The sequence below is a fragment of the Gluconobacter roseus NBRC 3990 genome (assembly GCF_006538885.1).
Lineage (GTDB): Bacteria > Pseudomonadota > Alphaproteobacteria > Acetobacterales > Acetobacteraceae > Gluconobacter > Gluconobacter roseus.
Map to the genome: position 1 here is coordinate 865263 of NZ_BJLY01000001.1, position 26349 is coordinate 891611.

The window sequence follows — 26349 nt, forward strand, 5'->3', positions numbered from 1 at the left end:
GCGGGACTTCGGGATAACTGGACGGCATGACGACAGACGCAGAACAGGACGGGCCGCTCCGGCAACGCAAGAAGGACCGCACCCATGCCGCGCTGGTGCGTGAGGCCATGCGTCTGTTCTCGACATATGGATATGAGGAAACATCCGTCGACGAGATCGCCGAGGCTGCGCAGATTTCACGCCGGACACTGTTCCGCTATTTTCCGGGCAAGGCGGACATCATTCTCGCCTGGACCGGCGGGGTCACCACGATCCTGACCGATGCCATTCGGGCCGTACCGCTGGATGTTCCGTTGCAGGATGCCGTTCTGGCCGGGCTGCTACCGGTCGTGGCCTGCTATTCTTCCGACCGGATGGACGCCTATGCGGTTGTCAGGCTTGTGGAGCAGACGCCCGCGCTGCGCGACATGGCGTTGCGTCGCTATTCCGAATGGGAGGAGACGCTGGCCTCCCTCCTGATCGCCCGGCTGCCCGCAACCGAAATGCCGTCTCTCGTGGCTCGTCTGCTGGCCCGGACGGCGATTGCGACGTTCCGGACCGCGCTGGACGAATGGATGAAGACAGAGGGGAAATCCGATCTGGAAGTCATCCTGCGCCGGACGTTCACGCTCCAGCCCCTGCTATGGCAGGACGACTTCCCCCTAAGTTCAGGCTAGAAGTTCGGGCTGGACCTCCTCAGAGGTCCAGTTCGATGCTGAAGTGATAGGTGCGCGGCAGACCGGCAACGGCCGAGTTCGTAGCTGAACTGACGCCGTTGATGCTCGACGGATAGACGGACGCCCAGTAGCTCTGGTTCGTCACGTTGTTCACCCCGAAACGGAACACCAGCGGCTGTCCGTAAGCATGGGTCGCGTAACGCGCGCCCAGATCCAGCGTGACATAGGACGGCGCGAAGGTCGTGTTGTACACGTTGGCGGCGCGACGGCCCATGTAATGGACATTCGCATTGACGGCAGCGCCCTTGAGGAACGGCAGGCGGTAATCCAGCAGCGCGTTCGCCATCAGCGGCGGCACGCCCACGACCTGTTTGTTGGCCGTCAGTGACGATCCCGTACCCAGCATCTGCGCATCCAGCCAAGTCATGCCGCCGAGGAAGGTCAGGTCGTCAGTGATGTTGCCGGAAGCCTGGAACTCGACACCGTAGTTCCGCTGCAGGCCGTAATTGGCGTAGACATTGGTGACGGGGTCCGTGAAGCCGTAGGGACGCGCCATGCGGAAGCCGGCGATGTTCACCTGCATCCGCTTGGCGATCAGGATCTTGTAGCCAACCTCGTATTCTTCCGAACGCAGCGGCGCCGTGACTTCGTTCATATTAACCGCCCCGGCAGGTGCGATGGTACCGGCCTGCAGCGACTTGCCCCAGGTGAAATAGATGGTCTGGTTGTCGGTCGGCTTGTACAGCAGGCTCGTCATCGGGCTGAACGCGGCCGAACGGCTGTAGCTCGAGGTCTTGGTGCCCGTCTTGGCATAGTTGTTCGTGCTCAGCCAGCTCCAGGCGAGGGAGCCCATGATCGACCAGTGTTTTCCAAGCGAAATGGTATCGCCGGCAAGAAGCGACTGGTTCATCGTATCGGCGGATTTGTAGCGGCCGGAATAATAGGGCTGCACGCTTGAGAAGCTCTTGGGATGGCCGATCGTGGCCTCACCCAGCGTCAGGGTGCCGGTGGAGGAGGTGGGGTTGTAGTTCCCCATCACGTAGCCGTTCGTGCCGAGCTCGATCTGGTGGCGCAGGGGACCAGTGCGGAATTTGCCGTTCAGGTAGGCCATATTGCTGCCGGCCACGAAGTCATTGGCCGTGAGGGCCGCGGAGATCGTCTGCTTATAGAGGCCGGCGGAATTGAGAAGCTGGTTGGACGTGCTGAAGACGTTACGGGCCGCGTTCTGCCACAGACCACCGAGCTTGAGGCTCCAGTTGTCGTTGAAGTTATGGATGATCTTGGCCATGGCCGTATCGGTTTCCATGTTATAGCCCGCCTGTGGCTGGCCATAACCCTTCTGGCTGAGATCCGGCGCTTGGGGCAGCTGGATCGCGGTGCTGTAAGCGAAGCCGCCCGGAAATCCACGCTCGGCATAGGTGTACTGGCTGGCATCAAGCTGGATGACGGTTTTGGGCGAAAGGTGGATGTCGAAATCGCCGCTGACGAGATCACGCCGCAGATGCGAGCCCTCGACATAGCCTTCGCCATTCTGGTTCAGCAGGTTCAGGCGATACCCGAACCAGCCGTTCCGGCCCACGCGGCCGGAGACATCCGCACTTTCCAGCGGTGAGCCGATGGAGTCTGTCCCGACGACCAGCCGCTCGGTCATGCGGTCCGTCGGGCGCTTGAGCGTGAAATCGAACGTACCGGCCGGGTTTTGCGGCCCGTAAAGCGCGCCTGCCAGACCGTTCAGGACTTGCATGCTGTCGAACTGCTCGGCTGCATACGGCGTGGTGATGACCATGTTCAACCCGTCCATACGGGTGTTGGAAATCACATCGCCTTCAAAGCCGCGGGACTGCGGACGGCTGGTATTCGGATCACCGCGCATTTCGAGCTGTGCGGAGGGCACATAGGCCACGAGATCGTTGATGTTACGCGCCTGCTGGTTCACCAGAACATCATGCGGCACGACCATGATCGACATGGGCGTATCGAGGACGGAGCGTGTCCCGAGTGGGCCAAGGGCCACGTCCTTGGTCCGGTAATCCGCAGCCGTGCCGGAGCCGTTGCGGCTGTGAACCGTGATGGTCTCGGCTTTTGGCGCTGCCGGTTTTGCCTTCGTGGCGGCCTTGCTGGCCGCAGCTTTCGTATCGGAAACGGGTTGTGTTTCTGCCGCAAACGCTGGCATACTGCTGAGAACAGATCCGGAGAGAAGACAAAGCAGCAGGCGTGCGGATTTCATAGGTGATCCTGATCGGTACGTGTCGTGAAGCTGGTCTCTCCTCTCTACATTATGACACCCAGTGTCAAAATGATTCGTCCGCTTCAGTGCTGCTTACGCTGTGATTGAGCCATGGCTGTTTCCTGAAAGACACAGCTGTGCCCATCAGGCCCAGATCAGCGACTGGTGTCGATCTGGTCGACGATCGTCAGCACGTCCTGCCAGTTATTGGTGCGCGGGGTCCAGGTTTCCGACATGTTGTGCGGGGCGGTAAATAACACGCCCTGACCCCGAAAACGCCTGAAATGCCGCAGATTGTCGTCGATCATCACATCGGCGGCCAGAATGCTCTTGTCGCCGCAGAAAACGATGTCCAAGGGCGAAATGCAGGGGAAATGCTCCCGCAGCCAGGCAAACTTCGGGGCACAGGAAGCCGGATATTCCATGGCTGCTGTCGTGATGAAGACCTCACAGGTCTCGCACAGGGCGGAAATCGCTTCCTGCGCGCCGGGCATGACATCAAGGTTCGCAAAGAAGTCCCCCTGATGCAGCATGGCTTCCATGGCGGCATAATCTTCGGGCGAGACGAGATCCCGGAAACGCTGCCCCTGCAGTTCAGCATCCGTCCATTCATAGCCGTAGGTTTTACGAAACCAGACACGCTGGGCGGAGAATGCATCCGCAAGGACTTCATCCATATCGACAGCAAGGCGCAGGCGGGACGGGGGCATGGGTGGCTCCGGCAACTGGGACAGGACCAGAACTCTTGTCCCGATGTTCCTGCAGGGCAAGCGAAAAGATGTCTGCAAGATTGAGGGAAGAATAGTTCTTTCATGAAAGATTTATTGTTCCGATTATTCAAGTATTTCAAATATGTCATTCCATAAATAAAACACTTTACTTAAAGTAAAATATTCTTGTTCTGTATTTCAGCAACTGTAAGCATTGGGTTCTGTTTTCCGCTCGTCCGGTTCAGAGCTTCTTTCCCGCGAAGAGGACGCGCCGGCACCTGTAGAAGGAAAACCATCATGTTTCTTAAATATGAAGAGAATTTCCGTACTGTTTTCGCCGCCAACGGCTCCGGCAGTGGCAACTCTGGCAACTTTTCGCAGGATCGCGAAAGGGCCTCGGAAGCTGGTCGCAAGGGCGGCGAGCACAGTCATGGCGGTCACTCCACCAAGGAGACCTCCAAGTCGTCCTCTTCAGGGGGAGAGCACTCTACCCGTGGCTTTGCCAAGGACCCGCAGAAAGCGTCCGAAGCTGGCCGCAAAGGTGGACAGGCTTCCCACAAGTCCTGAACCGGCCTGCGCGCAGGCAGGAGACAATCCTTTCTGCGCGACTGCTGTTGCAAAACCTGCCGAGGGCTATCCCCGGCAGGTTTTGTGCGTTGGAGCAGAGCGTTAATCCCGACTAATCGAGCCCGTCCCGAAGGCCAGCCCTGCCGCCGCGATCATTGCGGCGTAATAGGCATCCGAATGACTGAGCGTCGCATCCAGATAACCGTTCTGGGCAATGCTGGTCTGGGTCAGGGAGCCTACGCCGCTGCGATAGGCGGCCGAGGAAGCCTCGAAACTCGTGCGGGCGGCGGTTTCCAGTTTTCCTGACGCGGCATAGGCACTCAGGCTTGTTCGCAATGCGTTTTCCGCAGCTACGATCTGTTTGACCGAACTGTCCACGGTTTGCTGCAGGGTTGCGTCCGCGCTGTCTGACTGGTCCTGCGCCTGTTTCAGAAGGGCCGCACGGGTTCCGCCATCAAAGATCGGCACCGTGATACCACCGAGGATCAGGCTGCTGAAAGCATTGCTGGACAGGTTAAGCGTTGGGGGCGCTTCGCTTCCTACGCCCGGCACGGAGGACAGCGCCAGACGTCCGGTCGTGTAGGCAACATTGCCCGTCATGAAGATCTTGGGCAGGAACTCGCTTCTGGCCGCCTGAACCCTGCTCCTTGCTGCCTTGGCACTCGCATAGGCAGCCAGAACATCTGGCCTGCGCGAGACAGCCTGCTGAACGAAGGCATCCGTCAGGCGCATGTCATCCAGAGCGAGCGGGCGGCCGGAAATATCCAGCGTTTCCAGCTTCGTGGAAGGAGAAATCCCGATGGCATTCAGAAGTTCCAGCCGGGTGTTCTCTTCATCGCCCTCGGTCTGCACAAGGCGCAGTTCCGTCTGGGCCGTTGCCTGCCGCGCCTGCGTGACATCGACAATCGTGCCCTGACCCTGATGCAGCCGCGCTTCGGCTGCTGCTTGCACAAATCGGGCATTATCCCGTGCCTGTCGCAACAGTTGCACCCGGCTGGCTGCGGCGGCATGAGTGTAATAGGCCGTGGTGACGCCGTAGATGATTTTCTGATGGGCCGCGGTGAACAGCACATTGGTTGCAATCTGGGCCTGTTTTGTGGCCTCGATTACGGCTTCACGCTTGCCGAAATCGAACAGCAGCCATTCCATGCCAAGCGTCTGGACTTCGCCAGCGCCCGAATTGTTGTTGCGCACACCACCCAGCGCATTTTCCAGCCCACTCAGGCCCGAATTGACGATGCCTTCTGCAGCCCCCGCATTGCTGATCGTAGGGTTGGCACCGTCATTGCGGCTGTGATTGTAGCCTCCGACCACGGTTGCCGTCAGGCGCGGCAGGTAGGTACTGCGGGCTATGCCAACCGCCAGAGCCGCATCCCGCGCCATGTTCCAGGCCCGGCGTGTTTCGGGATTGGCGGATTGTGCGATGTCGATCAGTTCTGCCAGCGAATAGGCATGGCCGCCCTGCACTGACAGTTCCGGGGCAGGGGGCCGCACGCGGATCTGTGTATTGGATGGCAGCGTGTAGCCTGCCGGCAGATTGAGCGCATGCGGGTTATGCTTTCCGGGCAGGATCTCGCCATTCGCAGCAATATTGGGCTGCCAGGGCCGGTCCGGGGCCGTCGGTGCGCTATCGAGAGCCTGCGTGGCACAGGCGGAAAGCAGCATTGGCACTGAATACAGTGCACTCTTTGTCAGAATGCGCGCAGCCCTGCGGTGTGAGACAAAGCGTAAATGGGACGGTGCAGGACAGGTCATCGGGCAATCTGTTCCAATCGTGCCGTGCGTTCGGAAAGATCCGGCCTGTCGGGCGTAACAAGCAGGTCTTCGGACAGCCGCCCCGCATCATCAAGCACCATCCGTGTGGCCTCGAGCCGGGGCAGATCGGCCCGCATGTGGACGGGTTCGGACATGGCATATTCCAGTGTGAGTTCGCTTTGCAGAAGGGCCGACTGGGTTCGGGCGACGGCATCCGCACGATCCTGAGCGCTTGAGGCGTCTGCCTGTCCCCTCAGGCAGTCCGCCAGCTTGCGCAGTCTGTCGCCGATCCTGTCATAGGCGCTGGCGGGCCAGAAGCTCGTGAACATGGCATAGGTAATGAAATTGCCGAGCATGATCCCCACGATACGGTCCCGCGCGGTCGCCATGTCGCTGGTGGGGCCGTAACCTTTCAGGTCCGTCAGATAGAAAGCCAGACCGATCTGAAACCCCGCATAGGCAATGCGTTCATCGCCGGTTTTGACCCAGGCCCCGATCAGGGACACGACGAAAACGAGCACCAGAAAACCGGTGATGTCGTTCAGATGTGGCATGACAAAAATGATGGACGCAATTCCGAGCGCACCCCCCACGAGTGCGCCGGAAATACGCAGGGTCAGCTTGGAAATCATTTCCCCCATCGTGGGGAGGGCAACAATGAAACAGGTGATGATGCAGGTATGGATGCCCTGCCAGTTCAGCACCTTGAAGATCAGATAGCTCAGCATGACGGCTGCCGTGCCCTTGACCGCAAAGCGCACATGATCGGGATTGGTAAACGCGTCCGCGGCAAAGAACTCTGATTTCTTTTCCGGCTTTCTGGTTTTGTCTTCGTCCGAAACCGGGGTTGCGAATTCCGTTAGCAGATCCGCCATCGCACAGGCCGTGGCAGAACCGGGACTGACCGCCGGGCGCGCAATGGCCGCGGGATAGTCTCCATCCGCGAAAATGGCGGCCATCTCCTCCAGTGTCTGTGTCAGACAGGCAGCATCGTCTGCCGCAATCCCGGTTCTGCTCGCGTCATCTGCAAGGGCGAGTACCACCACGCTGCTGCTGGCCGCCTGTCGCAGGCAGGTCAGATCTCTAGGAGACCAGATCTTTTCCAAGCCTGCCATTTTGGCAGATTTCATCATGTCTGTCGTGCCACCGCGCAGCATGTCCGTGGCCTGTTCGCGGACACGCTCGTCAGGATCGCGCAGGAGGGCGCATGCCATGCGCAGACGGTCGGCGATACTGTCAGTCAAAATCGTCCGCGGGGAGGGGCAGATCAGCAGGCCCAGCACGACCATGACCGCGCCCGGTACGGCCAGAAACAAATCCGTATAAAGCAGCGCGCGTGTGACGACCTCGCCGACCGGAACTTCGTCGATTGCAATCAGTCCGTACACGGTGATCAGCCCGAGCATATAGGCCACAGGTTTGAGCTTGCTGGCCGATCCCAGAAAGAAAAACATGAAGGATAGCAGGGCAATGACGATCACCAGCCCCATCGGATAATCCAGCGTCAGGCGGATCAGCCCGTAGATGATGGCCAGCAGGATCAGAACCGCGATATTGACGCCTACGCCGGCAAGCGCATTGGTGACGCGGTCTTTCTGCCAGAGTGCCATCGTCACGAGTGCGGGGACGGCCAGATCCGGAACCTGCCAGATTTCGCCGACCAGAACCGTCGTCGTACAGCCCGCCGCCATACGAAGTGCATAGCCCAGACGCCCCGGAGCGGGATTGCAGACGAGACGCCAGATCCGGGCCAGTCCCAGACCGGGCCGCATCATGTCCGGACGCGGTCCCTCCAGCGGAAGGGCGGTCTCAGGGACAGGCAGCGCCATGCCGGATCTCGACCGTTGCGGTAGCACCAAGTCGCAGCAGAAGCGGACTGGTTTTTTCCAGACGGATGCGGACCGGGAAACGCTGCGCCACATGCACCCAGTCCATCTGCCGGGGCACGATCGGGAGCGAGCGTGCAATTCCGGCGGAATCCGCCGACAGCACGCCCCAGCCGATGCTCTCGACATGCCCCCGCAGTGGCGTGCGGCGGTCGATCATGGAATGGACCGTCACACAGTCCCCGATCTGTACGGCTCCCAGATTGATCTCGCGGATATTGGCCATCGCATACCATTCATCATCCGCAATCAGCGTGAACAGGACCTGCGATGGTGCCAGAACTTCGCCGGTCTTTACCCGCAGGCTGGTGACATAGCCGTCCACCGGAGCAATCACAGTGGTCTGGCGCAGTTCATAACGCGCATGGTCCAGCGCCGCCTGACTGGCCTCCCGCGCGGCGATCGAACTTTTCAAATCCCCGATTGCGGTAGTTGCGGCAACGGACTGGTTGCGGGACTGGGCCAGTGACACTTCGGCATCATGAAGGGCAACCCGGGCCTGATCATATTGCTGCCAGGGGATATAGGATTTGCCCGCCAGAGTCTGAAGCCGCTGCACCGTGCGCGCTGCAAGATCGCGGTTGGTCTGGGCCCGGACGACCTGATCATCGGCGGTTGCGGCATTGGACGTCTTGATGCTCAGCAGGCGCGTCTGGTTTTCCACCTCGGCCGCCGCCAGATCAAGATTGGCCTGCGCCTGACGGACGGTCAGTTCGTAGGGCTCCGGGTCCAGCCGGTACAGGACATCACCCTTGTGAACATGCTGGTTGACCGAGACATCAAGCTCCTTCAGCCGACCGCCAACAGTGGAAGCAACATGCACGACTTCCGCATCAATGGTGCCGCTGTCGGACGAAGGATGGGTGCTGTCTTCATGGGAGACATGAATGCCGAAAACGACAGCCGCTCCCACACAGAGCACTGCGATGATGGTACCGACCGGCTTCTTGCCGGAGACATGGATGCGCTGCACGATCAGGGTCCGAATACCAGTGTCCACACCGTGAGTGCGGCGATGACGCCCAGGGCGACATAGGTAAAGAGGCGAAAGCTGAGCAGGGCATCAATACCCGTCAGCAGAAAGACAACCCGCAGTCCCACGGCCGTGCCAATCCCGATGAGGCCACAGACCATCCAGTCCGGAAAATAGGCACCGACGACGGGGAAGGACGGTGCTCCGCGGAGGGAGCACCCGCCCGTCGCCACAAGACACAGGCCGGATAGAGACAGACGCAGGCGGGCAGGACGCATGAGGGGAATTGAAACTTTCGCGCGGCCATCAGGAAAGCCGGAGCCTATCACATCCTTTTGTGAAAGCCACAGTCCCGCTGCCCTGCGCCCGAAGTCGAAAAAGAAAACCGGACCCTTTGCGGGAAGTTTTAAAAAGCAGACACGGTTCAGAACATGGTCCGAGGCAATGAAAAACGGCTTTTTCCCCGCAGTGTTTCTTCTGGCTCTGATGACGAGTGGGCAGGCTCTTGCAGCAAGGCAAGATCTTGTCCTGTCGCCAGTCAATACACAGGCCCGTCTGCACGCCCGTTCTGCGCTGACTGATATTGACGGGAGTTTCGAAGATGTCTCCGGAACGCTGACTTACGATCTGGACCGGCAGACCTGTCATGTGGACATGACCATGAACGTCAATTCGCTGAAGGTCGGCAGTGGCGTCATGAAGCAGATCATGCTTTCGGGTATCATGCTCGACAGCGACAGCCATCCGGTCATGCGATATGTCGGCGACTGTCGTCCCAAAATCACCAAAGGCCAGTTGCAGACCGAGCTTGCCGGAAAACTGACCATGCGCGGGCAGACACATCCTCTCGTCTTCACGACGGAGCTTCAGTTTCAGGGCAATACACTCATGCGCATCGTAAGCCGTGGCACGTTCGATCAGAGACAGTGGGGCGTGAGCACCTTGCTGCATTCGGTGAACCCGATGGTGAAGGTTGAAACCGTCATCCTCATGAAGTGACACGCTGGCGTTCTTGAAGGGTGCCGGTTCCTCCGATAAGCAGGCCTTCAACTCCCCGTTTCTCCAGCTTTCCGGCCTTGTGGACATGACCTTCGAGACGCCCCTGATCCTTTCCTTCGGCAGCATCAATATCGATCTGACGGCCCGCAGCCAGCGGCTTCCCCGACCGGGTGAAACCGTCCATGCCGACAGCTATGCGATTGGTCTGGGCGGCAAGGGTAGCAATCAGGCCGCCGCTGCGGCGCGGCTGGCGCGAAGCTTCGATCTGGACGTGGCGCTTGCCGGGCGGGTCGGGTGCGATGCGTTCGGCGCGCAGGCCCGTGCCAGCCTGTCAGGCTTTGGCGTGGACCTTTCCCCGCTACGTGACGATCCCGAGAACCCCACGGGGATCGCCCTGATCGGGATCGACACCTTGGCGGAAAACTGCATCACTGTCGCTGGTGGTGCGAACATGGCGGTGGACGGCACGGATATCGACGCGGCCGCGCCCGGGCTGGAACGGGCAAAGGTCCTGCTGCTGCAACTCGAGATCCCGCAGGAGGCCGTCCTTGCCGCTGCGCGCCGGACGCGCCGGGCAGGGGGGACTGTCGTGCTCGATCCGGCACCGGCTCCCGAGCAGGGTCTGTCTGAACCACTCTGGTCCGAGATTGATATCCTCACGCCTAATGAAAGCGAGACTTTCAGCCTGACCGGTATCCGTCCCACGACCGTCGAAGAGGCGCGAAAGGCTGCGGATATTCTGCTCGCAAAAGGTGTGGGGGCCGTACTGGTCAAGATGGGCGCGAAAGGCGTGTTCTGGCATAACGGCACTGCGTCCGGGCATCTGGCGCCATTTCGTGTTGTGCCGATTGATACGGTGGCCGCCGGTGACTGTTTTAATGCAGGGCTCGCCGTGGCGCTGGCGCTCGGCAAGAGCCTTCCGGAAGCAGCAAAGATTGCCTCTGCCTGCGGAGCACTCGCCACAACGCGGCATGGCGCTGCGGATGCGGCTCCGGAATGGGATGAAGTCGCCGCGCTGGTCGCAGGCTGAAAAGCCGCTTGCGTCATCGGTTTTTCAGGTTCAGGTTCCCGCGCACAAGACGGACTGAACTGAAAAACGGAGCTGCGGGACAATGACGAAAAGACGCATCACATGGATGGTTCTCTCCGGAGCCCTCATGACGGCGTTTTTTCTTGTCGCCTGCATGACAACGACGATGGATGCCGCAGGCCATATTCACGCCAGCTATTTCTGGATGGCCGGCTTCATCATTTTTGCCATCGTGCATGTCTATTGCACATGCATGTCAAAATGACGGGCTTCTTTCAGTCGCCAGCGGCATAAAAAAAGCAGGGCACCGGACGGCACCCTGCTTTTTGTCGAGGTCGGAGCGGATCAGTAAGGACCGGGTCCGTAACCCGGGCCATATCCCGGAGCGACCGCACCCGGTGCAGGGGCCACGGGAACGCCGGGCTGCACGACGCCCGGTGCGACCCCCATACCGTTGGCGCTCACGACACCGGCGATCAGGCCGGTCGCAAGGGCGGTCAGCAGGAACTGGTTGCCATAGCGCATCCAGTAATACCCACGAGGCGGAGCATAGAGACCGCGATAGTTGCGCCAGTTGTTGATGGCCCAGCGGCTGCCACGAGGCCCGTCGTAACGGTCACCCCGACGCCAGACGCGATCATGACCGCCGCCACGTCCACCACCACGATAGTCTCCGTGACCACCTGGGCCATTCATGCCAGGTCCGCCAGGACCACCGCCACGGGGATCGGCAGATGCGAGAGGTGCTGCGGCGAGGAGGCAGCCAGCCATCAACCCTGCGAATAGTTTTGTCTTCATAACTCACCTTTAAATCCAGTCATCACCACCCGGATAAAACGGCCGGGGGCATGTACCAGACTGTCATAAAGCCCTTCAAGCATGGCTGGAATATGGCTTTCGGGGCGCGCTTTGTAACGGTGTTCAGGGGGCAGAGGTTTCCTTTTATGTGACGGATCAAAAGGGACTGTGCGTTTCTATGGCTTTCCGTCCGGGAAAATGTGCGCTTATGTTCGTTTTCTTACAGCCCTGTATCCGGACCTTCTGCCATGCGCCAGGAAACGCCCTTGATCAGCCCGCGTCAGGACCAGATCGTGCGTCTGGTACGCAGCAACGGCTACATGGCCAATGAGGAAATGGCGCAGCATTTTGGCGTCGCGGTCCAGACCATCCGCCGGGATGTGACGTCTCTCGCCGGGCTCGGTCTGCTCTGCAGACATCATGGCGGTGCAACGCCTGTCTCCACTGTCGAGAACCTGGATTATGACGCGCGTCAGATCCTGAATGCCTCGGCCAAAGACGCCATCGGACGTTATGCGGCCTCCCTGATTCCGGATCGCTCCTCCCTGTTCATCAATATTGGCACCACCACGGAAGCCTTTGCGCGCTCGCTCACAAAGCACAGGGACCTGCGGATTGTGACGAATAATCTGCATGTGGCGTCGCTCGTATCAGGCCGGATGGATTTTCATACGGTCATTACCGGAGGCCAGCTGCGTCCGCAGGATGGCGCCATTCTGGGAAGCAGCGCGATCGAATCCCTGTCGTCTTTCCGTACGGAATTCGGCGTCATCGGCATCAGTGGAATCGAAGATGATGGAACACTGCTGGACTTTGATCTGAGCGAGATCCAGTGCGCCCGGACGATCATCCGCAATTCGCGTCGCGTCCTGCTTCTGGCCGATCACACGAAGTTCAGTCGTCATCCGATGGGGCGGGTAGGGGATCTGCGAGATATTGATGATCTGATTACTGACCAGCCGGTCCCCGAAGCGTTCCAGCGGCATCTGGATGCTGCGGGCGTTACGCTTCATGTCGCTGAAAATCACGCCCGATTTCACAAAAACGAACACTATCTCGTTACGAATCACATAAATCTCTTTCTTTATCGCTCAACATGCTCCAAAACGAACATCGACCGCTCGTTTTGGAGCGTGATGACAGGAGAGTGTGATGTCATCGATTCACGAGGTTTCTTCCGCGGCCAGTGCCTCCGCACCTTACGACCTGCTGGTCGTGGGCGGCGGCATCAATGGCTGTGGAATCGCAAGGGATGCCGCAGGCAGGGGGGCAAAGGTGCTTCTCGTCGAGCAGGATGACCTTGCGAGCCATACATCTTCCGCGAGCACCAAGCTGATCCATGGTGGCCTGCGCTATCTCGAATATTACGAGTTCCGGCTGGTCCGCGAGGCCCTGATGGAGCGCGAGCGTCTGCTGAAGATTGCACCGCACATCATCTGGCCGATGCGTTTTGTCCTGCCGCATTCGAAAATGCTGCGTCCGGCCTGGCTGCTGCGGACAGGGCTGTTCCTGTACGATCACCTCTGTCCGAACATGACGCTGCCGCGAACGAAGGCGCTGAACCTGCGGACGGCTCCGGCCGGGAAGCCGCTACGTTCCGAATATGTGCGCGGTTTTGAATATTCCGATGGCTGGGTGCAGGACAGTCGTCTCGTTGTTCTCAATGCCATGGATGCCGTGCGCGTCGGAGCCGACATCCGGACGCGGACCCGTCTGGTAAAGGCCGTGCGTGCCCCTCAGGGCTGGACCGCAACGATTGAAAACACCGAGACCGGCGAGCAGAGCACGGTTTATGCCAAGGCTGTCGTCAATGCGGCTGGCCCATGGGTTGCCGAACTGCTGCAGGATCGTCTGAATGTGCCGAGCCGCAACCGCGTGCGTCTGGTCAAGGGAAGCCACATCGTGGTGCCGCGCGTCTTCGAAGGCTCGCAGGCCTATATCTTCCAGAACCCGGACAAGCGGATCGTCTTCGCCATTCCTTACGAGCAGGATTTCACCCTGATCGGCACCACGGATGTTCCGTGGGAGCAGGATCCAAGCCATGTCGAAATCTCGCCCGACGAAGTGACCTATCTGTGTGAGAGCGTGAACCGCTACTTCACAAAGACCGTCCGTCCCGATGACGTTGTCTGGACCTATGCCGGCGTGCGTCCGCTCTATGACGACAATTCGGGCAATGCTTCGGCCGTGACCCGTGATTACGTCCTGGATGTGGACGCGACTGCCGCGCCGATCCTGTCCGTTTTCGGCGGCAAGATCACGACGTTCCGCAAGCTCGCCGAGCATGCCGTCGAGAAGCTCGCACCGCATCTTCCCGTCCTGCGCAAGCCGGGTTGGACGGATGGCACGCCGCTTCCCGGAGGCGAGTTTGCCCCGAAGGATTTCGAGGCACAGCTTCGCCGTTTCAGAGGGTATGCACCGCATCTGTCTGAGCGCAGTTCCTGGCGTCTGATGCGCAATTACGGCCTGCGGGCTTATGAAATTGCGACACCTGATCCCGAGGGTATGGGCCGGAATTTCGGTGATACGCTCAGTGCGCGTGAGGTGGATTACCTGATCGACAATGAATGGGCCCGGACCGCCGAGGACATCCTGTGGCGCCGCTCGCGGCTTGGCCTGTTCGTCAGCGATGCCGACCGTGCGGACCTTCAGACCTATGTCGAAGGCCGTCTGCAGGGCGGTGTTGTCTCCATTCCCGACCCCAGCCTGGTCACGCGTCAGAACGTCGCCTGACCTCATAGCTTCATCTTTTCATGGCGGATACCAGTCATGTCAGAAAACAGGCGTTACCTTGGTGAGCTCCTCTCGGAGTTCTTCGCAGTCGCAATCATCATTCTCTTCGGAGATGGTGTTGCGGCCATGTACTCTCTGTACGACCCCAGCCCGTATAAAACGGCCTACTGGGGGGTGTGTATCGTCTGGGGCCTTGGCGTGACGGTGGCGATCTACGCGACCGGCGCCATCAGCGGAACCCATGCAAACCCGGCTGTCACGTTGTCGCTGGCCATGTTCCGCGGCTTTTCGTGGAAAAAAGTGCTTCCCTACATTAGCGCTCAAGTTCTGGGCGGTTTTGTCGGCGCGGCCCTCGTGTACTCGCTCTATGTCCCGGTGATCGACCATTTCAACGTGGCGCATAACCTGACGCGTGCCGTCGATGGTGGTGCTGCGGGCGTGTTCTTTACCCATCCGGGTGATTTCGTCACGGTCTCGCATGCGTTCTGGGATGAGCTGGTTCTGACGGCCGTTCTGGTGTTCGGCATCTTCGCGATCACCTGCCAGTACAACACGCAGGCGCCGCAGGCGAACTCCAGCGCGCTGATCATCGGTCTGCTGGTTGCGATCATCGGTGCATCCTGTGGCTATCTGGATGCCTGGGCCATCAATCCGGCCCGTGATTTCGGCCCGCGGCTGTTCTGCTTCTTCGCAGGATGGGGGCAGAGCGCCCTGCCGGCACCGGGCAACTATTTCTGGGTTCCGATCGTAGCTCCGCTGGTCGGCGGTCCGATCGGGGCGGCCATCTATCAGTATGGTCTGCGTCCCTTCATGCCCCGCTATGTCGAGCAGACCATTACCGTCACACCTGAAGGCATCAACCCTGCCGAGCCGGTCCTGGTCGTCTCCAATCCTGCCGAACCCGTCATCAACCGTGTCTCCTGAAATCCGTCCGAAACCTTCCGAATTCTCAAGACCTTCTGCCGGAGAATATACAATGAGCAATAAAGACTGCATCCTCGCCATCGATCAGGGCACAACCTCGACCCGCAGCATCGTCTTCGGAAAAGATGCGCAGGCGCTGTCGATTTCCCGTCGCGAGTTCCCCCAGCATTACCCCGAGCTCGGCTGGGTCGAGCATGATGTGGAAGACATCTGGCGCGATGTGCTGGCCACGGCACGTGAAGCGATCGACGAGGTCGGCGGTCCGGACCGTATCGCGGCCCTCGGCATCACCAACCAGCGGGAGACCATCGTGATCTGGGACCGTGTGACAGGTCGTGCGATCCATCGTGCGCTCGTCTGGCAGGACCGCCGGACGGCCCATGAGTGCAACCTGCTCCGTCAGCAGGGCAAGGAAGCCATGGTCCGCGAAAAGACCGGCCTTCTGCTCGACCCGTATTTCTCCGCAAGCAAGATTGCCTGGCTGCTGGATCATGTCCCCGATGCGCGCCGTCGTGCGGAAGCGGGCGAACTTGCCGCGGGTACGATCGACAGCTTCCTGCTGTGGCGTCTGACCGGGGGCAAGCGTCATGCCACGGACATCACCAATGCCTGCCGCACGTCGCTGTTTAACATCCATACGCAGGAGTGGGACGAGGATCTTCTTCAGCTCTTCAACGTCCCCCGCTCGCTCCTGCCGGAAGTGTGCGACAACAGCAGCGATTTCGGCGAGACGGAAGCCAAGCTGTTCGGGGAGAAGATCGCCATCGGTGGCATGGCGGGCGACCAGCACGCTGCCGTCATCGGACAGGCCTGCTTCCAGGAAGGCATGGCAAAGGCGACTTACGGCACGGGCTGCTTCATGCTGCTCAATACCGGTGAGAAGCCCATCATGTCCCATAACCGTCTGCTGACGACGATCGCCTATCGCATCGGCGGCAAGACGTTCTATGCGCTTGAAGGCTCCATTTTCGTCGCCGGTGCCGGCATCAAGTGGCTGCGTGACGGACTGAAGCTGATTACGCATGCTTCCCAGACCGATGATATGGCAACCCGCATCCCGGACAGCCATGGCGTCTATATGGTTCCGGCTTTCGTTGGACTTGGCGCACCGCACTGGGATCCGGATGCCCGTGGGCTGATCTGTGGCCTGACGCTTGGTTCCACGCAGGCCCATATCGCCCGTGCCATGCTGGAATCGGTGGCATTCCAGACCTATGACCTGATCCGCGCGATGCGTGAGGACGGTGCGATGCGCACCAGCATCCTGCGCATCGATGGTGGTATGGCCGTCAATGACTGGTTCGCCCAATTCCTGTCGTCCATGCTGAAGGCCGAAGTCGAGCGTCCGGTCAATATCGAGACCACGGCTCTTGGTGCGGCCTTCCTTGCCGGTCTGCAGGTCGGTTTGTGGAAGAGCCTGGACGAAGTTGCCGCAACCTGGAAACAGGAGCGCGTTTTTGCTCCGAAGATGGATCCGGCCCAGCGCCGCATCATGATCGACGGCTGGCATGACGCGGTGCGTCGCACGCTGACACCGCCCGCCCAGCCCACTGCAGAGGTCACGTCGATCCGTGCGGCTTGAGCGTTAAACATCATTTGACTGGCCGGCGCTCTGAAAGGAGCGCCGGCTTTTTTATATCGGTCGCGCTATAAAAAGACCTGCACAGTAAAACGGAAATAAATATATCTAAAAAACCCGAATCCCACGCTACAGATGAAGTTTGCGTGTAAACAAATCTGCTTTTCCTTCGGAGCGTCAAGCTTCGACTTGAACAAGGACGTGGCCCGGCATTGAAGCGCACGGCACAGGCGTCTCTGAAAAGGAAAGCATGGCATGAAACCAACGGAAAAACGCACCTTCGGGCGGAGCGGAGTTGACGTTACGGCCTTCGCGTTCGGGACCGCCCCGCTGGGAAATTTCCTTCACGAAGTTGGGGAAGACGCGGCCCAGACCATGATCAATCATGCCTGGGATAGCGGGATCAGGCTGTTTGATACCGCACCCATGTACGGCCACGGACTGGCGGAACTTCGGCTTGGACATGCCCTGCGCTGGAAAAACCGGGATGATTACGCTCTTACCTCGAAAGTCGGACGTGTCCTTCATCCGGCGCCGCGCGCCAGCATTGATTTTGCGCCCTGGAACAATGCCGCTGCCAACACAATGGCGTTCGATTACAGCTATGACGGCACGATGCGGGCATTTGAAGATTCCCTTCAGCGTCTGGCACTGGAACGCATCGACTTCGTATTCATTCACGATATCGACCGCTTCACTCATGGGGACGCACAGCCGGAGCATTTCAGAGCGGCCATGAATGGAAGCTGGCGCGCGCTGGAAAAACTGCGCTCTGAAGGCGTGGTCAAGGGCATCGGTGTCGGAGTCAATGAATGGCAGGTCTGCCATGAAGCTCTGCAACAGCGGGATTTCGACTGCTTCCTGCTGGCAGGCCGCTACACACTGCTTGAACAGGATTCGCTCGAAAGTTTTCTGCCACTCTGCGAAGAGCGCGGCGTCAGCCTTCTGGTGGGCGGAGGCTTCAATTCCGGCATCCTTGCGACAGGCGCCGTGCCCGGTGCGAAATACAACTATACGCCTGCACCGGCCGAAATCCTTGAACGCGTTTCACGGATCGAAGCCGTCTGCCGGGAATACAACGTGCCCCTGCCGGCCGCAGCCCTGCAGTTCGTTGTGGCACACCCAGCTATCAAAGCCTTTTGTGCCGGAACCCGGACCGTCGATCAGCTTGAGCAGAACCTTGGCTGGTTCAGCCATCCAATCCCGCCTGAGTTCTGGGAAGCCCTGAAGCAGCGCGGCCTTCTGGCAGAAAATGCGCCCGTTCCGTCTGGTCTGGCTGAGAAAGAGCTGGAGCCGAACTGACGCCCATTTTCAAGCCGTGAAGAACTGGCTGAACCCCATGCTGCGCAGGGCACGGCGATAGGCGATCGAACTCCGATCCGCCATCACATGCGCTTCCAGCGTGGGGTCCAGCGGCAGGTTCTCGGGTTTCTGCGCTTCAACCAGAGCGCGATCCTCTTCAAAAACCTTGCGGTTGAAGTCATAGACGGCCTGAACCGGGATATGCTTGTCGAAGTTCTTACAGATCGGTGAGAACATCCGCGTCATCCGTGCCGAGACGGGGGAGGCGGCATTCATGATGACCAGACGACCGTTATCCGGAAAATGGATTTCCAGTGTGGCCACGAAGGGCACATGCACGCGGAAATGCCGCAGCCATTCGAAGCCGGGCTTCTCCCAGTCCTCGTGACCCACGGGAAAATTGCTGACCGTGCTGCGATATTCTGCCTCAAACCCGTCTTTCGTCATCTTAGGCATATAAGAGGGGACAATGGGGTTGTCGGGATCGGCGAAGGTCTCGGTATGGACGAAAGCGAAATGCGCCACGTCGATGAACCCCTCGACCTGCCGGCCTGCAAAGCCCGCAATATCGATCCAGGGGCAGTTGATCCGCTGATAGTCTGGCTCATCCCAGTGCGGCATCGGCGGAATGTTCTGGGAGCCATCAGAGTTCAGGCATGTCCAGATCAGCCCATACCGCTCGACAGCCGGATAGGTCCGCAGGTTCAGTTTGGAGGGAATGGCACTGTCAGGATGTGCCGGGACCCGGACGCAGCGTCCCTCTGCCCCAAAGCGGAAGCCATGATAGGCGCAGGCGATCGTCTCGCCATTACCCTTGCCCATGCTTAATGGTACGCCCCGATGCGGGCAAAGATCATCCGCAATCACGATCCGCTCACCAGCGCGATAGATCACAAGGGGTGCATCCAGCAGCGTAACGCCAAGCGGACTGTCCCCCAGTTCACGGACCAGCGCCACCGGATGCCAGCAGCGGGACAGCAGATCCCAGTCGGCAGGCTCGAACGTGCAGTTGCGGGGCAGGGGAGCAGAGGGCAGGCGGTCGGTCTGAGGGGCCTGTAAGGTCATGAGGGGCTCCTGGGCGTTGGAGCCCTCATCATTCCTCACCTGAGCGTTCGCCGATATATCAAATTCAATGATTGTTCGTTCGCAAAAAGAGATCACCGGAGTATCGTGAGGTCCGGTTTGTAGAGTTCAGGCTTTGATCCTGCGGGACTTGGCAGTATCCTGTCACGCAGTCCGCAGCATGGACAGGCGCGAATGGCGCGTTTTTTCATTCCCTGCCGGCAAACAGGAAGTATGTCCGCATGACCGTCCCGCAGCAATCCAGTCCCTTTTTCCAGCAGCTGCGTCAGATCAATGGAGATCGTGGATTTCTTGCAAATCTGGGCGGTTTCTTCTGCGTCAGTTGTATGATGGGGCTGGGCAATCTGTTCAGCCAGTCGCTTTTTCATGAAAACATGGCATGGCTTCTGGGGCCGCTCATGGTCATGATCGCGCTCTATTTCTTCGTGCCGTATTTCATCCTGCTGCTGACGAACCGCCGCTCCGGCGAAAGCTGAACTGCGGAATGACCCACAAAAAAGGGGAGGCGGATCAGATCCGTCTCCCCTTTTTTGTCTGTATGCCACCAATATCAGTGCGGCGTATTGTTCTTGCGCACCTGTGCGACCTGATCGGCCGTCACGTTATAGGAGCCATTGCCGAACGTCTTGCTGACATAGTTCACGAGGCTTGCGACTTCCTCGTCATCCAGACGCTGAACATCTCCCGTGCTGCCAAAGGCAGGCATGCTGGCATGACCGTCTGCGGTCGTGCGGTTCACGCCCATCAGGATCGTCATGATCAGGTTGTCGGGGCGACCGGCACCGACGGCGGAGTTTTTATAGAGGGACGGCGCGTACTGATCGACTGTTCCCGCACCATTCTGCCCGTGGCAGGCAGCGCAGTTGGCATCGAACAGGTTCGCCGGGCTTTTGTGAGACAGGTTGTCGATGCGTGTCAGCTCGCCCGAGCGGATATCTGGGGCGTCATTGGCCTTGCCAAAACCGTCACGCGGTTGATGATCGGCGTCATCCTCCATGGGCTTGACCTGGCGGATGAAGGCCGCAAGCGCATGCAGGTCGGCATCGGTCAAATGGCTCGTGCTGTGTTCGACAGCTTCGCCCATCGGGCCAGCCGCTTGGCTTTTGCCCTTGACCCGGCCGGTGCGCAGATACTGGACGATGTCGTCTTCGCTCCAGTCGCCGATGCCGCCGGTCTTGCTCGGAGTGATGTTTGGCGCATACCAGCCTGCAAGCGGGCTGCCCGCCAGATACTGATCGGATTTCTCCATCAGCATCACATTGCGGGGCGTATGACACGTTCCGCAGTGTTCGAGCGCGGTGGCGAGGTATTTGCCGCGCCGCAGCGTGTCATAAGTGGCGGAATCGCCCGTTTCCTGCTTTTCGCTACCCGCCAGCATGTTCCAGCCTGACAAAGTCAGGCGGATATTACTGGGAAAGCTCAACTGCGTGGCGGGGGGCGTTTCCGCAACCGGTTTGACCCCGTGCATGAACCAGACATACAGCGCGTGAATGTCCTGATCCGTCATGCCCGCATAGGAGACATACGGCATCACGGGATACAGGTTCTCGCCATCCCGACGCTTGCCGCGACGCAGGGCCTGCTCGAAATCATGTTCCGAATATTTCCCAATGCCATGATCGGGGTCAGGCGTGATGTTCGTGGAAATGATGTCGCCCATGGGGGTTGCGATTTTCAGCCCACCCGCGAACGGCGTGCCGCCCTGTTTGGTGTGACAGGCAACGCAGTCCGCAGCCGTGGCGAGATAGGCGCCACGGTTCATGACATCCTGATCCACATCCGCCGCCCGCGCAGCATGAGCAGACAGTCCACCCAGAACCGTTCCACCAACAAGGAAAGACCAGAAAACGGTTTTGAAATCAGGCATGGAGCAGTTCTTTTTTCAGCGTATCGGCAACACGAAGCGCAAGGGCTGCGACGGTGAGGGTAATGTTCCCGGTTCCGACCGTGGAGAACACGGAGGAACTTGCGATGAACAGGTTCTCGTGGTCATGCGTCCGGCAATGGCCGTCCACTACGGAATCCTTAGGATCCACGCCCATGATGGTGCTGCCCGAGGGATGATCCTGCGGGAAGTAACCCGGCGTCCACTGCTCATCCGTGCCATGCATCAGGCCGATAAGGTTCTTGAACAGCCCGCGCGTGTGTTCGCAACTGCGGACCGTATATTCCGGCAGCTTGTAATAGACATCAGGATGCGGAATGCCGAGTGCGTCCTTGTGCGTCGTGCTCAGCGTCAGACGGTTGTCCGGATCGGGCAGGGCCTCGTTATGGCTGAACAGACGGACGGTGTGGGAGGCCAGATAGCGGATCTGCTCTTCCAGAGCCTTGCCGACATAACCCTTTGAAATCGCAAGCTGCGTTGCAAAATCGACTTGGTTGTCATCGACCATGTGCACGAGATACGCGCCGCGATCGCCACGCCAGTCGCCATCACGGAAATTGTCGATCACATTGGTCTCAAGCGGGCCGCGTCCCGGCCACAGGGCCTTGTCGCCGCTGATGAACGTCACCTGCACGCCGGTATGGTCCATCATGTTCCGGCCGACATGGCCCGAACTATTGGCAATACCGTTAGGGCTCTTTTCGTCTGCCGAAACCAGCAGCAGCTTGGCTGTCTCGATGCAGTGTGCGGCGATGACGAAATACTTGCCCGTCACACGGTGCGATCCCTTGTCCGGATCGTAATAGTGAACGGCCGTCACCTTCTTGTTCGCGCTGTCGCGCTCGATCTTGTAGACGACCGCATTCGGGACGAACTTCGCACCGGCTGCCTCGGCGTGATAAACGGAATATCCACCATTATACATCGCCCCGATCGGGCAGATCGGCATGCAGTTATTGTGCCCTTCGCAGGTCGGACGGCCGTCATAGGGCTTGGTGTTCCGGGCCTGCGGCTCATGCACGACGCGGTAGGGCGTCTTTTCGCTGATGAGCTTGCGGAACTGCTGCGCCGCATAGGAAATCGGCAGGGCTTCCATGGGGTAGGGCTGCCTGCGGGGCGAGCCCAGATCCTCGACCTTCGGGTCCGGACCACACACGCCCATCATGACTTCGGCCTGATAATAGAACGGCTCGAGATCATCGTATTTCAGCGCCCAGTCACGGCCCTGACCATAACGGGTCTTGAGTTCGAAATCGGACGGAAGGTAACGCCATGCACAGCCGGCCCAGTGCCAGGTCGTGCCACCCATCATCCGCAGATAAACCTGCTGATAGGCTTCGGCGTTCGGGCCGCTCGTATGCAGGTATTTATTCGGCGTGATCTGATTGGGCGGATGTTCGGCCCAAGGCGTGGACGGGAAAGGCCCCTGATAGGAGGGCTTGTTTTCCAGATTGCGGAAATTATCCACGAAATGCTGCCGGTCCACACGCGGCCCGGCTTCCAGAACGATGACGGAGATGCCCGCGCGTGCAAGCTCGTTCGCAATGGAACTGCCCGCGACACCGGATCCGACGATCACGACATCGGCGGAGAGATTCTGCTCAGAAGACATAAGAGATGCTGTTCCCGCTCTCAGGTAGGTTCCACGTCGAACTTCGAGGGCGACAGGGCAGGGCCACCGGTCGGCCTGTCGACTTCAGGAGGCTGCGTCGTCCAGTAGAACGGGCCGCCCGCGGCGTAAGTCTTGGGGTAGATGGCGTCCTTGGTGATGTCGAACATCAGTGCGGAGCGGTAGACCACGACCTTGCCGTTCGCGACCCCGCGATACCAGCCGGTCATCAGGTCATGAATAACGTCCTTGAACGCCGGGTCAGCCTGTTCGGCTGCCTTGGCGAATGCAGACGCACTGTCGTAGCTGCTGCCGTCTAGAAGATCGGCCAGTTTGGCCAGCTGGGCCTTCCGCTCCGGTCCTGACTGCAGAATGCGCTCGTAAAGTGCCTGCCCGATCCGCGGGTCAAGGGACGGACGATCCGTCAGGCGCTCGGAGACCTTCATGAAGCGTTCAAGTTCAGGATCTGCGCCGGTTGCAGGCTCTGCGGAAACTGCTGTTCCTGCCGCCAGAACTCCCATGCCGGCCATGCCCGTCATCAGCGTATCGCGACGGGACATCCGCATCAGCCGGTTCAGGCGCATGGCATTGGGAGAGGAAACATGGAGGTCAACAAGAGGGCAGTGACGCTCTTTCGTCATGGAAAATCACTCTTTGCATACACTCGAGACCGGTGACACGACCGTGATCCATGTCACCTTCAATGGGCCTCAACCTACAGAGACAGAGTGATCATGCAACCGTGATCGGCCAATTATCCGGAAATATTCCGGAGAAAATCGCGGTTCAGCGGGTGCTGGCGAAAAGGATAGCTGGCGGTAACGCCCGTTATCCTAATGAGGTTTCGGGTAGTCATCAAAGAATCTTGAAGTACTATATGCTCATTTTTCATCGTGAATAATATGAGAGCAACAGGCGATTCTTTTTTATATATTGCGGATGGATCGCAACGTCATTTTTTGAGCAATGAATAGGGTACTATTCAGGTCCTGAAAAACAGACAGGGCGCGGTATAACCCGCGCCCTGTCTGTTTTTGCTAATGGAGAGAAGTCGCTAGGTCCCAATCCCCATGAAGACCAGCGCCGTTGTCATTAACCCGACCAGTATGGCCAGAACGATGCTGCATTTCAGCGTGAACTGGAGCAGCGCTCCTTCCTGTCCGACCAGCCCCACGGCAGCCGAAGCCACGGCAATGGATTGCGGTGAGATCATTTTTCCTACCGCCCCGCCAACCGTGTTGGCTGCAACCAGCAGCTCTCCGCTGACCCCGATCTGGCGTCCGGTTGCAGCCTGAAGGCCACCGAACAGTGCATTGGAGGAAGTGTCCGATCCTGTCAGGAATACGCCAAGCCAGCCCAGCAGTGGCGCAAAGAACGTGAATGCGCCCTTGGTCATGGCGAGCACGAGAGCAAGTGTTGTCGAGAGGCCCGAATAATTTGCCAGAAACGCAAAGGCCAGCACCATGCCAATGGCGTAGATCGGCGTCTTCAGCTCACGCAGCGTGTCTCCCAAAGTCGTCAGGGCATCTCTGGGGCGCATTTTCAGGAACAGGACAGAGACTATGCCCGCTAGCAGAATGGCTGTTCCAACGGATGCAATGAAATCAAGCTTGAAAATGGCCCCATAAGGTGTGGGGGTCGGGACAATCGGTGCCGTTTTCAGCACTAGATTGTGCAGTCCCGGAAAGCGGATGACGAGTACTGTCCAGTTCAGTGGCCCGCCTGCCGTAAAAAGGGCCTTGAAGGGCTTGATGCTCCAGACGGCCACAAAAGCCGTGAGGATGATGAAGGGCGACCAGGCGCGCAGAATCTGGGATGCTGTGTAAGACGTCTTTTCCACCACGGCATCGGCAGACGTATCACCTGTATCGAAGCGGAAAATGCGGCGCGGTTTCCAGACTCTCAGGAAGACCGGGATGGCGATCATTGTGACCAGAGGCGCGATGATATCGGGGAGTTCCGGGCCGATCAGCAGCGCTGTGAGGGTCTGGGTAATGGCGAATGTTGCACCCGTCATCAGAATAATGGGCCATGTTTCGCGGATACCACGTAGTCCGTCCACCACGCCGACCAGCCAGAACGGAATGACGATGCCGATCACGATGAGCTGCATCACGACCAGACGCCCGACCACATAAGGTTCAGCGCCGATGACCTGTGCGCCCACAATCACGGGGATGCCCATTGCTCCGAAAGCGCCGGGTGCGGCATTGGCGATCAGGCATAATCCGGCAGCGTAAATGGGCGGAAAACCCAGCCCTACAAGCAGAGCAGTCGTAATCGCCACCGGTGCACCAAAGCCAGCCGCACCTTCAAGGAAAGCGCCAAATGCGAATGCGACCAGTAGAAGCTGGATGCGCTGATCTTCCGAAACCGTGGAAATGGAATGGCGGATGATATCGAACTGACCGGTCCGGACGGAGACTTTGTAGAGAAACACCGCCCCGATGATGATCCATGAAATCGGCCATAATCCGTAGGCGAACCCGTATAAACAGGCCGAGATGGCCATGAAAAACGGCATTCCATAAAAGGCGACTGCCAGAGCGAAAGTAATTCCGACAGTAATCGTGCAGGCAATATGTCCCTTCATGCGAAGATACAGAAGGGCGAAAAAGAAAAACAGGATTGGAATCAGAGCGACTACGCCGGAAATCCAGATATTTCCAATTGGGTCGTAAACCTGTGCCCAGGATTGCATCCCGAAAGCCTCCAAGTAAAAATTAAGTGATAATAAGAATTTGACTATGATTTCTTGTCTTATTTGACGGATCGTATTTTTTGAAAACAACAAGCGCAATAAGGGGTGGATGTATTGATAGATAAACTTTACGACATACTGTTTTTAATAGTTGGATATATCCAGCCAATTTTTGTGAAAATTTCTGCCGTGAGCGATTTTCAAAAAGATTTCGTGCACATGGGCGGGGTGACGAAATGCCTGATCCATAGCTTTGAGGAGGTTTGTCAAGGACAAGACTGGTGCCGGATGGCAATACATTCATCTTCTTGGAGCAGTTGAATATCCGCTGCCAGAAAACATCTTCGGAATTTCAAATCGATCTCAGAGCGCGGACAATGTCAGAAAGATATTTTTGCTTTTACTCGGCGGGCCTATCTGAGCCCGGTCATTATTCCAGAAAGGAATGAAAGCTACACCGAAAGGCTCAAGCAAACTCAAGACATCACCACTGTATCTTGATCCGGAACTCCATCCTGCAGTGCTTTCGCCGTAACAGCAGAGTGCTTTCAGTTTTGCGGGTTTTGTTATCTGCGCCTGATCCGGCTCATAACCGAGATGAAACGTCAGCCTGTCAGAAACGGCAAAGGCGGCGACAAGTGCTGCAATCTGGGCCACATCTTCGAGCATGAATTCAGGATAATTCTGGCAGAAATCCGGTGCCTTCACTTGGCTCAGGATCTCATTGAGAGAGCCAGTTAATGACAGGGTATTTTCAGAAAATTCATGGCCGTTTAGCTCCTTTTTCCACTCATCCGGAACCTGTCGTGTCCAGATCACGAGGTCCAGATCCGGCCGGGCCAGATCTGTCAGGATCTCGGGTCCTCCTGACGCCCGGACATGGGGACCATGACCCAGAGCAGGATCGGGCCAGCTTTCTATTGCCAGCATCT

At 58.7% G+C, this 26349-nt stretch carries 23 protein-coding genes and 1 pseudogene; 11 read left to right on the top strand and 13 right to left on the bottom strand.

Annotated elements, in window-relative coordinates:
- Nucleotides 1–26: 26 nt before the first annotated feature.
- Complete coding sequence (locus GRO01_RS03810; RefSeq protein WP_062509143.1) at nucleotides 27–656, top strand: TetR family transcriptional regulator; 630 nt, start codon at nucleotides 27–29, stop codon at nucleotides 654–656.
- Between the two features lie 19 nt (nucleotides 657–675).
- Here the strand turns inward: GRO01_RS03810 and GRO01_RS03815 are convergent, their stop codons facing one another.
- Nucleotides 676–2883, bottom strand: coding sequence for a TonB-dependent receptor (locus GRO01_RS03815; protein ID WP_062509142.1), 2208 nt, complete (start codon nucleotides 2881–2883; stop codon nucleotides 676–678).
- 155 nt (nucleotides 2884–3038) lie between these two features.
- A complete protein-coding gene (locus GRO01_RS03820; protein WP_062509141.1) occupies nucleotides 3039–3593 on the bottom strand; it encodes a 5' nucleotidase, NT5C type in 555 nt (184 codons plus the stop codon).
- A gap of 297 nt (nucleotides 3594–3890) precedes the next feature.
- On the opposite strand from GRO01_RS03820, the gene GRO01_RS03825 reads away from it, so the two are divergent.
- Nucleotides 3891–4160 (top strand): con-10 family general stress protein, encoded by a 270-nt coding sequence (locus tag GRO01_RS03825; protein ID WP_062509140.1) that lies wholly within the window; start codon nucleotides 3891–3893, stop codon nucleotides 4158–4160.
- Nucleotides 4161–4262: 102 nt separating this feature from the next.
- Here GRO01_RS03825 and GRO01_RS03830 read toward each other — a convergent pair whose 3' ends face one another.
- From GRO01_RS03830 to GRO01_RS03845, 4 genes are all read right to left on the bottom strand, one after another.
- Complete coding sequence (locus GRO01_RS03830) at nucleotides 4263–5825, bottom strand: TolC family protein (protein ID WP_062509139.1); 1563 nt, start codon at nucleotides 5823–5825, stop codon at nucleotides 4263–4265.
- Between the two features lie 86 nt (nucleotides 5826–5911).
- A complete protein-coding gene (locus tag GRO01_RS03835) occupies nucleotides 5912–7744 on the bottom strand; it encodes an FUSC family protein (protein ID WP_083541358.1) in 1833 nt (610 codons plus the stop codon).
- A complete protein-coding gene (gene mdtN / locus GRO01_RS03840) occupies nucleotides 7725–8774 on the bottom strand; it encodes a multidrug transporter subunit MdtN (protein WP_062509137.1) in 1050 nt (349 codons plus the stop codon). The genes GRO01_RS03835 and mdtN overlap by 20 nt, the downstream gene beginning before the upstream one ends.
- Nucleotides 8775–8776: 2 nt before the next feature.
- Complete coding sequence (locus GRO01_RS03845; protein WP_062509135.1) at nucleotides 8777–9052, bottom strand: YtcA family lipoprotein; 276 nt, start codon at nucleotides 9050–9052, stop codon at nucleotides 8777–8779.
- A 166-nt stretch (nucleotides 9053–9218) separates the two neighbouring features.
- Between GRO01_RS03845 and GRO01_RS03850 the strand changes: the two genes are divergently transcribed.
- From GRO01_RS03850 to GRO01_RS03860, 3 genes are all read left to right on the top strand, one after another.
- Entirely contained in the window at nucleotides 9219–9773 is a 555-nt protein-coding gene (locus tag GRO01_RS03850; RefSeq protein ID WP_062509133.1) for a YceI family protein, read from the top strand.
- 85 nt (nucleotides 9774–9858) lie between these two features.
- Nucleotides 9859–10803, top strand: a complete 945-nt coding sequence (locus tag GRO01_RS03855) for a ribokinase (RefSeq protein ID WP_062509383.1) — start codon at nucleotides 9859–9861, stop codon at nucleotides 10801–10803.
- Nucleotides 10804–10885: 82 nt separating this feature from the next.
- On the top strand, nucleotides 10886–11068 hold the full coding sequence (locus tag GRO01_RS03860) for a hypothetical protein (protein ID WP_062509130.1): 183 nt from the start codon (nucleotides 10886–10888) through the stop codon (nucleotides 11066–11068).
- Between the two features lie 80 nt (nucleotides 11069–11148).
- On the opposite strand, the gene GRO01_RS03865 is transcribed toward GRO01_RS03860, so the two are convergent.
- Nucleotides 11149–11601: an RcnB family protein gene (locus tag GRO01_RS03865; protein ID WP_062509128.1), complete on the bottom strand. Its 453-nt coding sequence runs from the start codon at nucleotides 11599–11601 to the stop codon at nucleotides 11149–11151.
- Nucleotides 11602–11849: 248 nt separating this feature from the next.
- Between GRO01_RS03865 and GRO01_RS03870 the strand changes: the two are divergent.
- From GRO01_RS03870 to GRO01_RS03890, 5 genes and pseudogenes are all read left to right on the top strand, one after another.
- Nucleotides 11850–12623: pseudogene (locus tag GRO01_RS03870) on the top strand (DeoR/GlpR family DNA-binding transcription regulator); the annotation flags it as partial.
- A gap of 130 nt (nucleotides 12624–12753) precedes the next feature.
- Nucleotides 12754–14334, top strand: coding sequence for a glycerol-3-phosphate dehydrogenase (glpD, locus tag GRO01_RS03875; RefSeq protein WP_062509126.1), 1581 nt, complete (start codon nucleotides 12754–12756; stop codon nucleotides 14332–14334).
- Nucleotides 14335–14370: 36 nt separating this feature from the next.
- Nucleotides 14371–15258, top strand: a complete 888-nt coding sequence (locus tag GRO01_RS03880) for an MIP/aquaporin family protein (RefSeq protein WP_062509124.1) — start codon at nucleotides 14371–14373, stop codon at nucleotides 15256–15258.
- A gap of 52 nt (nucleotides 15259–15310) precedes the next feature.
- Complete coding sequence (gene glpK, locus GRO01_RS03885; RefSeq protein ID WP_062509123.1) at nucleotides 15311–16840, top strand: glycerol kinase GlpK; 1530 nt, start codon at nucleotides 15311–15313, stop codon at nucleotides 16838–16840.
- Between the two features lie 252 nt (nucleotides 16841–17092).
- Nucleotides 17093–18139: an aldo/keto reductase gene (locus tag GRO01_RS03890; protein WP_062509122.1), complete on the top strand. Its 1047-nt coding sequence runs from the start codon at nucleotides 17093–17095 to the stop codon at nucleotides 18137–18139.
- A gap of 9 nt (nucleotides 18140–18148) precedes the next feature.
- On the opposite strand, the gene GRO01_RS03895 is transcribed toward GRO01_RS03890, so the two are convergent.
- Nucleotides 18149–19204 (bottom strand): Rieske 2Fe-2S domain-containing protein, encoded by a 1056-nt coding sequence (locus tag GRO01_RS03895; protein ID WP_062509121.1) that lies wholly within the window; start codon nucleotides 19202–19204, stop codon nucleotides 18149–18151.
- A gap of 239 nt (nucleotides 19205–19443) precedes the next feature.
- Between GRO01_RS03895 and GRO01_RS03900 the strand changes: the two genes are divergently transcribed.
- Entirely contained in the window at nucleotides 19444–19698 is a 255-nt protein-coding gene (locus tag GRO01_RS03900; protein ID WP_062509120.1) for a hypothetical protein, read from the top strand.
- Between the two features lie 74 nt (nucleotides 19699–19772).
- On the opposite strand, the gene GRO01_RS03905 is transcribed toward GRO01_RS03900, so the two are convergent.
- The 5 genes from GRO01_RS03905 to GRO01_RS03925 form a co-directional block, all read right to left on the bottom strand.
- The gene (locus GRO01_RS03905) at nucleotides 19773–21089 is read right to left on the bottom strand and encodes a c-type cytochrome (protein ID WP_062509119.1); all 1317 of its coding nucleotides are present in this window, start codon (nucleotides 21087–21089) and stop codon (nucleotides 19773–19775) included.
- Nucleotides 21082–22719: a GMC family oxidoreductase gene (locus tag GRO01_RS03910; RefSeq protein WP_062509116.1), complete on the bottom strand. Its 1638-nt coding sequence runs from the start codon at nucleotides 22717–22719 to the stop codon at nucleotides 21082–21084. Before GRO01_RS03910 ends, GRO01_RS03905 begins: the two co-directional genes overlap by 8 nt.
- A gap of 20 nt (nucleotides 22720–22739) precedes the next feature.
- Entirely contained in the window at nucleotides 22740–23357 is a 618-nt protein-coding gene (locus GRO01_RS03915; protein WP_062509114.1) for a sorbitol dehydrogenase family protein, read from the bottom strand.
- 413 nt (nucleotides 23358–23770) lie between these two features.
- The gene (locus GRO01_RS03920; RefSeq protein WP_062509112.1) at nucleotides 23771–25417 is read right to left on the bottom strand and encodes a lactate permease LctP family transporter; all 1647 of its coding nucleotides are present in this window, start codon (nucleotides 25415–25417) and stop codon (nucleotides 23771–23773) included.
- A gap of 363 nt (nucleotides 25418–25780) precedes the next feature.
- On the bottom strand, nucleotides 25781–26347 hold the full coding sequence (locus GRO01_RS03925; RefSeq protein ID WP_062509110.1) for a hypothetical protein: 567 nt from the start codon (nucleotides 26345–26347) through the stop codon (nucleotides 25781–25783).
- Nucleotides 26348–26349 lie beyond the last annotated feature (2 nt).